We start from the raw sequence: 10,169 nt of genomic DNA, 5'->3' as shown, positions 1-10,169 counted from the left end.
TATTATCACTGACAATGACTGAATAAGTGCCGGCGATTAAACCATTTATATCTTCACTTACCGAAGAATTAGACCATAAATATGTGTAAGGGGCAGTGCCGCCGGTTACGGATAGGTCTATGGAACCATCGCTGCCGCCTGTAGTTGTTGCATCACTTACTACGCCAGTAACACCAAGAGCATTAGCTGTCTGAGAAATAGTAATGCTTTCATTAGCTGTTGTACCAACATCATCAGTAACAGTAACTAAATATGTATCTGCGATTAATCCATTTAAATCTTCAGAAATAGCACTATTTGACCAAATAAATGTATATGGAGCAACTCCTCCAGACGCTGTAAGGTCAATTGAACCAGTGGCTCCACCATTACATAAAACATTTACGGAAGTGTAGCTTAAAACAACCGGGTCAGGTCCAGAACCAGTTGCAGCAAGAGAAGCAAGTCCACTTATACCGTTTACCGCAAATGTACCTTGATTAGGCATAGCCATATAAGTTGCAGTAGCATCAAATACTTGTTGGTCTGAAGCTCGCCATATTTTCCACGAAAATGCTTCATTAGCCTGGAAACCATCATCATATCCTGCTTCAGCGCCCCAAGCGGTTACTGCTGTATTAGTGCCTGCCCATTCAATATATCCACCACAAGCTAATACGCCTGATTGATCATAGAAAACACCAATATAATCGCCTGATGCAATAGCCTGGCCATTAATTGTGATAGTGCCTGGCTGTAATAAAATGGTATGATTACCGGAAGTAATATTATATGTCCATCCGGGTTGAGCATACAAGTCTGCATTTATGACCACCATAATGATAAACATAAATACGCTTTTAAGTAATAAATTTTTCTTCATAAGAATAATTTTTAGTTTATTAATTAATATTTAATTTTTTTGTTTAAATTTTTGAATTCCAATCACACCAAGATTATGGTGAATATCGAAGCTTGTAAAACACTATTTTTATGTCTTTTTTCATTTTAGATTTTTTTGTTTGTATTTGTTATATTTCTAAATTTTATTATATTATTTTGATTTAAACTTCCAGTTTTGTAATTATTTTGATTATTTGCAGGGTATGAAAATATTTCACTATTATAAAGATTAATTTGGTAACCTTCTCCCGGAACCATTGTACCAATAGTATTAATTCCATATTGAGGCCAATAGAGCAATCCCATAGAATTTTTTACTAAATAAATACTGGGTTCTATTGAATTTAACATAGTGCTTATTGGAGCTACACTCTGTCTAAGATATCCCAGCATGCTCCATCCTTGAGGAATGTTAACAGGTGTGCTTTCAGGAATTAGGGCTATTCCATCTACGCTAAAGGCCTGACTAATATTGACTTTGATTAAATATGCATTACCAATAGTTAAATTGCCAATTTGGTTTATTCCAAAGCTTGGCCAAAATAGTAAGCCCATGTCGCTTTTCACTAAAACGATTTCAGAACTTATAGTACTCAAAACATCAGCAATATCAGGCAAATTTGGATCAATGTATGTAGAAAACATGCTCCAGCCCTGTGGTAATACGATTATTTGAGATGAAACAGGAGGCAATACAGAAATATTAATAGTATCGTATCCAAAACATCCAAAATTGTTTGCTACCACAACTGAATATGTATAGTTTCCTATAGAAAGCAAATTGCCTTGAATAGAAATTGTTTGATTGCTTGAAAAATTACTCCACAAATATGAATTAAATCCTGAGCCAGCATCTATAACAATACTTTGTGTTGTGTCAATAGATAAATCGATCCCTAAATCAACATTTGGTGATGGATTTACTGTAAGTGTTAAGGTGTCGGCTCCTAAACATCCATTAATGTCGGTTACAGAAACAGAATATTCTCCAGCTATAAATATCTCCAATGAATCACTTGTTTCTCCGTTATTCCATAAGTAAGAAACAAAATTTCCCGGACTTATAATCGTAGAGATACCCTCACAAATTATTTGACTTGTTCCCAAATCGACAGTTGGAGAAGTAACAAATGAAACATAGATGTAGTCTGTTGCCATACATCCATACATATCTGTTGCAATCACTGAATATAATCCTGGCTCAGTTACGTTAAGTGTTGGTGCAATAATTCCATTACTCCAATAAAACAAATATCCGGACCCACCAGGATCAAGAGTTATATACGAACCTTCGCATCCAACAAGATTTGGTCCAAGATCAATTACAGGATAAGGATTTATTGTAATATTAATTTCATCAGATGCCTGACAGCCAAAAGAGTTTGATACAGTAACTTCATACAATCCTGTTGCAAAAACTGATATTGTTTGTGTAGTTTGCCCGGTGTTCCAAAAATAAGCATCATGGAATCCAGCATTTAAACCAATTGCAGTGCCTTGGCAAGCTCCTTGATCGGCACCTAAATCAAGTATTGGTGAAAGATTTACAATAATTGAAATTGTATCTGAGGCTTCACATCCAATAGAATCAGTAATAGTAACGGAATAAATTCCTGTTTGAGAAATATCTATAATTTGAGATGTGTAAGTATTGTTCCATAAATAAGTGAAACCTGTACCTGCATCAATAACAAAACTGTCTTCCTCGCAAACTGTTTGGTCTGCTCCTAAATATATAATTGGATTTTGGCCAAATAAAATGCTTATGGTATCAGTCATTTGGCAATTGTTAGAGTCTGTAACTAAAACAGAATAAATTCCATTTTGTGCTACTATAAGACTTTGACCGATGGTTCCATTATTCCATAAATATGAAGAAAAATCTCCCGCTTCAATTTCATATGAAGAATTATTACAGATTAATTGATTGTCTCCAAGTTCTAAATTAGGCAAGGTATAAAACAAAACATTTATACTATCAATTGATTCGCAACCAACTGAATCTGAAATAATCACACTATAAACACCTGAATTTAGTGCATGAATGACTTGAGTTGTTTCACCTGTATTCCAAAAATAATTGTGTGAACCTTCCGCATTTAGCGATACTGTATTTCCCGCACACAAAAATGTATCTGAACCTAATTCAACTGAAGGTAAAATTTGGACATTTATTTCAATTTCATCATTTGCCTGACAATTATTATTATCAATAACAGTAACATATATAAAATCATTTTCTGATATTGAAATAGTTTGATTTGTGTCGGTCCAAACATTATTCGTCCAAAGATATTCACTAAAAAAACCAACATCTAAAATAATGCTATCACCATCACAAATCGTTTGATTTTCTCCTAAATCTATTATTGGTAAAGGATTGAATACAACATTTATTTCATCGAAATCAGAGCATCCATTGTTATTCGAAACTGTAACTGAATAATTTCCAGATTCAAAAACTATTATATTTTGATTTATAGAATTCGTATTCCAAATATATGTGTCTCCGCTGTCAGCAGTCAGAATACAAATTTCATTTTCACAAAAAGTGAGATTTTCGCCCAAATCGACTATTGGAGTATTTAGAAATGTAACATAAATACTATCAGTAGCTACACAATTATAAATATCGGTTATTGTCAAAGAATAGTTGCCAGTTTGGTTTATATCGATAGTTTGATTTGATGTCCCAGTGTTCCACAAATAACTGCTAAATCCACTAATAGATATTTGTAAAGAGTCATTATCACAAACTGAGGTATCATTTCCCAAATTTATGGTTGGTATTGGATTGAATGAAACATTTATTTCATCGTGGTTCTGGCACAAATTAGAATCAGAAACAGTAACTGAATATGTGTTGCTCTCAACAACAGAAATTGATTGATTGTTTGATCCTGTGTTCCATAAATATGAATATCCCGAATCAGCTACAATTGTTACAATTTCGTTTCCACATATGCTTATATCATATCCTAAAAATACATTTGGTATTGGATTTACTGAAACAATAATAGTATCAAAGTTTTCGCAGCCTGCTGAATCGGTAACAGTAACTGCAAATGTCCCTTGTTGATTGATGTTAATATACTGATTGATTGATCCTGTATTCCAAAAATAAGACAAATCATTCCCGGCGTTTAGAATTAAAGTATCTCCATCACAAATCTCCTGGTTGTTTCCTAAATTTATAGAAGGTAGTGGAGAAAATTCAACTTCAATTTGATCGCTTGCTTCACAATCGTTTTCTAATGAGATAGTAACTGAATAGGTTCCGCTCGTGCCAATATTTATTAATTGGTTGGTTGAACCATCGCTCCACAAATAATAATCACTTATTCCGGCATCAATAGTTAAGCTTTCATCTTCACATAAATTTTGATTTAAACCCAATTCTAAAGTTGGAGCTTCGGCAATAATTACTGATTGAGAATCGATACAACTAACTTCGTTGTTAACGAAAGAATACAAAATTGTATGATAGCCAAATCCAGCATTTGAAGGATAAAATGTATTATCGGATATTCCGCTACCGGAGAAAATTGCAGATTGCAGATTTCCGATTAAAACAACAGGTTCAGCATTATCGCAAAATGGAATTACTCCTCCAACTGAAAATGTTGATGTTTGTATGTTTCCTTGATTAAATGTTTGATAACCTGTTGAATTTCCATAGGAAGATGAAATTTCGTACCAACTCTGACTATTTGCACCTCCCCAACCGTCTCCATACAAATCGTGAGCTACAAAAGTGTAATTCCCAATTGGTAAGTTTATTGTATCATTATATGAAAAATCGTTTGATAAATTTGTTCCGGTTGTGGAAAATAAAATTGTGTCACCATTTTCGTTTAATATTTCCCAAGAATTTTCGAATGACCAATTCGCATCATAAAATACCTGAACATAAACCGGAACTAAGCCCAATCCAATTTCTAAGCCCGAAAAACTTAAGCTTTCTACAGACACAATTGTATCGTGAATTAAATTATTTTGAGAATTAAAATCATAGATAAACGAAACACCCGATATTGCTTGATATTCTCCAGATAAAGAAATATCAATAGTTTGATTAAATGAATATTGGAGACTATCTCCAGCAAAAATTGTATCTGTTACTATTTCTGTAATAAAACTATTTCCATTATTAATGCTAAATGAAACTTCAAAATCTGATATTTCAAATAAACCGCTATTTTTTATCAAAATAGAAATTTCCTCTTGATCGCTTAATCCGCATCCGGATTGTGGAGAAATTATTTCTTCAATTGATAAATCTACTTGATCGTATTCTTCTATTGAAATATTGTCGAGATACAAATTTGGACCCCAGCCAGAGACTCCCTCAAATTTAATAAAAATGAGATTATTTATATAGTTTGTTAAATCAATAACTTCTGAAATGAAACTTCCAGGTGTAGTATTTGTTGCTCCATCATTGGAGTTCAAATCTGTTCCGGATTTCTCCCAAACCATTTGCCACGAACTACAAGTGTCTGTCGAAATATAAATATTAAATTCGCTTAAATCGTATATCGAAAAACTGGAACTCGACCAATCGAAACTTAAGACACTAGAATTACCAATTTGTAGCGGAGGAGAAATAAGTGTAGCATTTTCAGAATTTGCCCAATTCCAAAAATCACAATACAAGTAATCATTCTCAATAATCCAATTTTCTATTCCTTCATTTCTCCAACCAAAACTAATTCCATTACTAAAATTCTCTGCCCATGGAAAATTTGATATTATTTCGAAATTCGATATTTCAATATTTAAAGTATCATTTGAACTATTAGAATCTCCACTTGCACTTATTGCTACTATGCAATTATATGATCCATATGTTGAAAAATGGGCGGTTTGTTGAAACGAAAAAATATATGATTCTCCAAATTCTATGTTTTGATTTACATTCTCGATTTGAAAAGAATTGCCATTGTCGATGGAATAAGATAGAGTAAAATTCGATTGGGTAGCAAGTCCAAAATTTTGTATCTGAACTGTAACTGTTTCATTTGAATCTAAAGAAATTCCCGATATAGGGGAATTCCACGCAACTATTCCCATGTCAATCACAGTCATAGGAAAAACTGAAAATACGGTATTCTGAATATTTCCATTTGAAAAATACACTTGGTTTGTGGAAGTTCCAAAAAGTGGTGAAATTTGATACCAACCTCCTCCATTCCAGCCATCTCCATACGAATCGTAGGCATTGAAAGTGTATTCGCCAGGTGCTAAATTTATTGTGTCATTGAAAGAAAATGAATTGTTGATTGCTGAACCATTGTCGCTTAAAACGATAGTGCTATCAGAATTGTTCCAAATGTTCCATGAACATTCACTAGCATCAATTCCATAATAAACTGAAACATGTACAGGAATTTGACCAATACACATAAAATTAGCATATAGAACTAAAGAAATAATCAATAAAATTTTAAGTAAAAATTTCACCATATATATTATTTACCAGTACTTTACTATCATTAAACATCCGAAAACATTTAACTTAAATCTACAATTTTAATTAGCGAGTAAATATATGTAAGAAAAAACAAACTTACAAAATATATCTTTTCATTTATTTAGAATATTTTTTAACTAATTAGTTTCCTGATAAATACATTTCAATAATTGTTCATAAGTTGTTAATATAGCTAATTTTGTTTCACTTTAATAACTATGTTATAAACAAAAGATTCCATCATAATGATGAAATCTTTTTTAAAACAAAATTGTAATATATTAATTGTCAATATATTACAATTGTTTTTATTCTATTTTCTTATTTTTAAAATAAAACTCCAGCTTATCAAATTTATCCTTTCCTATAATCTCTTTAATATCAGCAGGTTCTGCATTAATAATTCTTTCAACTGAACCAAATTTAGACAAAAGTTTTTGTATAGTTTTTGGTCCAATTCCTTGAATATTAGATAATTCTGACTGTATGAAATTATTGGAGCGTTTTTGCCTATGAAATTCAATGCCAAATCTATGAGCCTCATTTCTTAATTGTTGAATAATTTTTAATGTTTCAGAAGTTTTATCCAAGTATAATGGAATAGGATCGTCTGGAAAAAATATTTCTTCAAGTCTTTTCGCAATTCCAATAACCGGAATTATATTTTGCAGGTTCAATTTTCTAAGACTGTTTAAAGCAGCATTTAACTGCCCTTTTCCGCCATCAATTACAATGAGCTGCGGTAATTTTTTCTTTTCGTCCAATAATCTTTTATAGCGCCGATAAACAATTTCTTGCATAGAGGCAAAATCATTTATTCCTTCTACAGTTTTAATATTGAAGTGTCGGTATTCGCTTTTTGCAGGTTTGGCATCTTTAAACACAACGCAAGCTGCAACAGGATTTTCGCCAGATATATTTGAATTATCAAAACACTCAATCTGCTCAGGAATTTCTGATAAATGAAGATCCTTTTTTATTGTTTCAAGAATTCTATTCTTGCTTGATTTATGCTTTGATACCAGAAGCTGTTGTTGCTTCTCATGCAAAAAATATTTAGCATTTCTAGTTGAAAGATCTAAAAGTTTTTTTTTATCACCAATTTTTGGAACTACAACATTCACATTCTCAATAGAAAAATCTAAATTGAAAGGAGCGATTATTTCTTTTGAATTACTAAAAAGCCTATTTCTTATATCAGTAATGGCCAGCAATAGCAACTCTTTTTCCGTTTCATCAAGCTTTTTTTTCAACTCAATTGTATGTGCCTGAATGATTGAACCATTCAATACTTTTAGAAAATTTACATATGCATAATTTTCTTTTTCTACTATTGAAAAAACATCGACATTATCAATATTTGGATTTACTACTGTAGATTTGCTCTGATAATTTTCTAAGAGTTTAACTTTTTCCTTAATATCCTGTGCTAATTCAAACTCAAATTCACCTGCAAGAATTATCATTTTTTTCTTCAAATCTTTTATTACAGACGAAATATTTCCCTTAAGAATGTTTTTAATTTCATCAATATTAGAAAGATAAGTTTCTTCGCTTTGTTTTGCTATGCAAGGAGCATAACAATTTCCTATATGAAACTCTAAACAAACTTTTATCTTCTTTTCTTCAATATTTTTTTTCGACAAATCGAACCTACAATTTCGCAATTTGTACATTTGTTTGAATAATTCAAGAATGATTTTTACTAACCTTCCTGAAGTGTATGGACCAAAATAAATAGAGCCATCCTTAGTGTAATTTCTAGTACTAAAAACTCGTGGAAATCTTTCATTTTTAATACAAATCCATGGGAATGTTTTACCATCTTTTAGCAAAACATTGTATCTTGGCTGATACTTTTTGATTAAACTATTTTCTAATAACAAGGCATCTTGCTCAGTTTCTACAACAATATGCTTAATTTCAAATATCTTTGAAACAAGAATTTCTGTTTTAGTATTTTCTGAATTTCTATTGAAATATGAGGATACTCGCTTTTTTAAATTCTTAGCTTTCCCAATATAAATAATTTCCGATTTGTTATTTAGATATTGATAAACGCCAGGCTTTTCTGGTAAGAATTGTATTGTATTTTTAAATTTATGAAGAGCTTTTCGGTTAGTCATCATCAACAAAAATATTGGTGAATTGAAACTTAGTTCCATCGAACAATCCTTTGTCTCCAATTTTTAGTTTAGGTATAACCAATAATGACATGAACGATAAAGTCATAAATGGTGCGGACAATTTGCTTCCTAAATTCTTGGCTTTTTTGTCAATGTTTTTATACTTCTCAGCCACTTCATTTCCATTTTTTGCAGACATTAATCCGGCAATTTCCAATTGAAGCACAAATTCTTCATTCTTATCTATAACAACAATTCCGCCTTTGGAATTGACAATTGTATTTATTGCTCTTACAATACTAGTATCATCTGCTCCAACAGCGATAATATTATGGCTATCGTGTGCAATACTGCTTGCAATAGCTCCATGATTTAATCCGAATCCATAAATAAATCCTACAATAGGTTTTTCTATTTTGTATCTGTTAAGTACTACAACTTTAAGTATATCATTATTTATGTCTGGAACTACACATTCATTTTCAATTTTTGCCTCACAAATTTTTTCGTTTGAAAATAAGTCTCCGTCAATTGCTTCAATTACTCTAATTTTTTTTGATTTTGCAGCTACGATAATATCTTCTTCCGATATAGTTTTTGAATTAAAATTATTGATAGAAATTTTATTTTTCGATTCAATCTTAGAATGTCCGTTTTCGTAAACTATATTGCCATTAATGATAGTTTTCAAAACATAGAATGAATCCAAATTATCAATCATTATTAAATCGGCAGAATTTCCTTCCTGAAGCAATCCTATATTTAAATTGTAATGTTTTATTGGATTTAATGTAGCCGATTGAAGTAAATTAAAAATGTCGATTTTCTTATCAATTCCCTTTTTTATTAATTTATTTATGTGACCCTCTACCAAATTGTCAGGATGAATATCATCACTGCAAAGCATAATTTCATTAGGAAACTTATCAATTAGTTTATGAAGATTCTCAAAATTTTTGGCAGCACTACCCTCCCGAATTTGGATTTTCATTCCAAGTTTCAATTTTTCTTCGGCTTCAATAATTGTTGAACATTCGTGATCTGTACTTATTCCTGCATAAATATATTTTTCCAAATCTTTGCCTGAAAGCATTGGAGCATGTCCATCAATTTTTTTATTATATTTTTTTGCACTTTCAATTTTACTAATCACGCTTTTGTCATTATAAATAACACCCGGAAAATTCATCATTTCAGATAAATAATAAATGTCATTTCTTGACAATAATTTGTCTATATCAGTATCATTCAATTTATATCCAGAAGTTTCAAAATCAGTTGCTGGAACACACGATGGAGCTCCAAAAAACATTTTGAATGGAACATCCTTAATGTCATCTATCATGAAATTTATACCTTGAATTCCCAATACATTTGCAATTTCGTGAGGATCAGAAATTGTTGCAACTGTTCCGTGTTTTACAGCAATTTTAGCAAATTCTGTCGGCGTAAGCATTGAACTTTCGATGTGAACATGAGAATCTACTAAGCCAGGTAGCAAATAGACATTCTCAACTACTTCGCATTTTATTATCTTTTCTATTTTATCATTTTTAATAAAAACTTTGCCTTTATAAATTTCTCGTTTTACAATATCAACTATATTTCCTGAAATAATTGTTTCAATATTTTTCATAATTTCAGTATGTTTTTTTGTTAACTATTACATATATAATTATTTGAACCTA

At 31.2% G+C, this 10,169-nt stretch carries 4 protein-coding genes; all 4 read right to left on the bottom strand.

Going from position 1 to position 10,169, the window contains the following annotated elements; genetic code table 11:
• Positions 1–862, bottom strand: an 862-nt coding sequence (locus HN894_05015) for a hypothetical protein (GenBank protein ID MBT7142678.1), incomplete at its 3' end; no start/stop codon positions are given.
• A gap of 125 nt (positions 863–987) precedes the next feature.
• The gene (locus HN894_05010; protein MBT7142677.1) at positions 988–6,348 is read right to left on the bottom strand and encodes a hypothetical protein; all 5,361 of its coding nucleotides are present in this window, start codon (positions 6,346–6,348) and stop codon (positions 988–990) included.
• A gap of 315 nt (positions 6,349–6,663) precedes the next feature.
• A complete protein-coding gene (locus tag HN894_05005) occupies positions 6,664–8,484 on the bottom strand; it encodes an excinuclease ABC subunit C (protein MBT7142676.1) in 1,821 nt (606 codons plus the stop codon).
• Entirely contained in the window at positions 8,474–10,117 is a 1,644-nt protein-coding gene (ade, locus tag HN894_05000) for an adenine deaminase (protein MBT7142675.1), read from the bottom strand. Before ade ends, HN894_05005 begins: the two co-directional genes overlap by 11 nt.
• Between the last annotated feature and the right edge of the window lie 52 nt (positions 10,118–10,169).

This window comes from Bacteroidota bacterium (assembly GCA_018692315.1).
Lineage (GTDB): Bacteria > Bacteroidota > Bacteroidia > Bacteroidales > JABHKC01 > JABHKC01.
The sequence above is the reverse complement of the archived record's forward strand: the minus strand, read 5'-3'. Positions and strand labels throughout refer to the sequence as shown.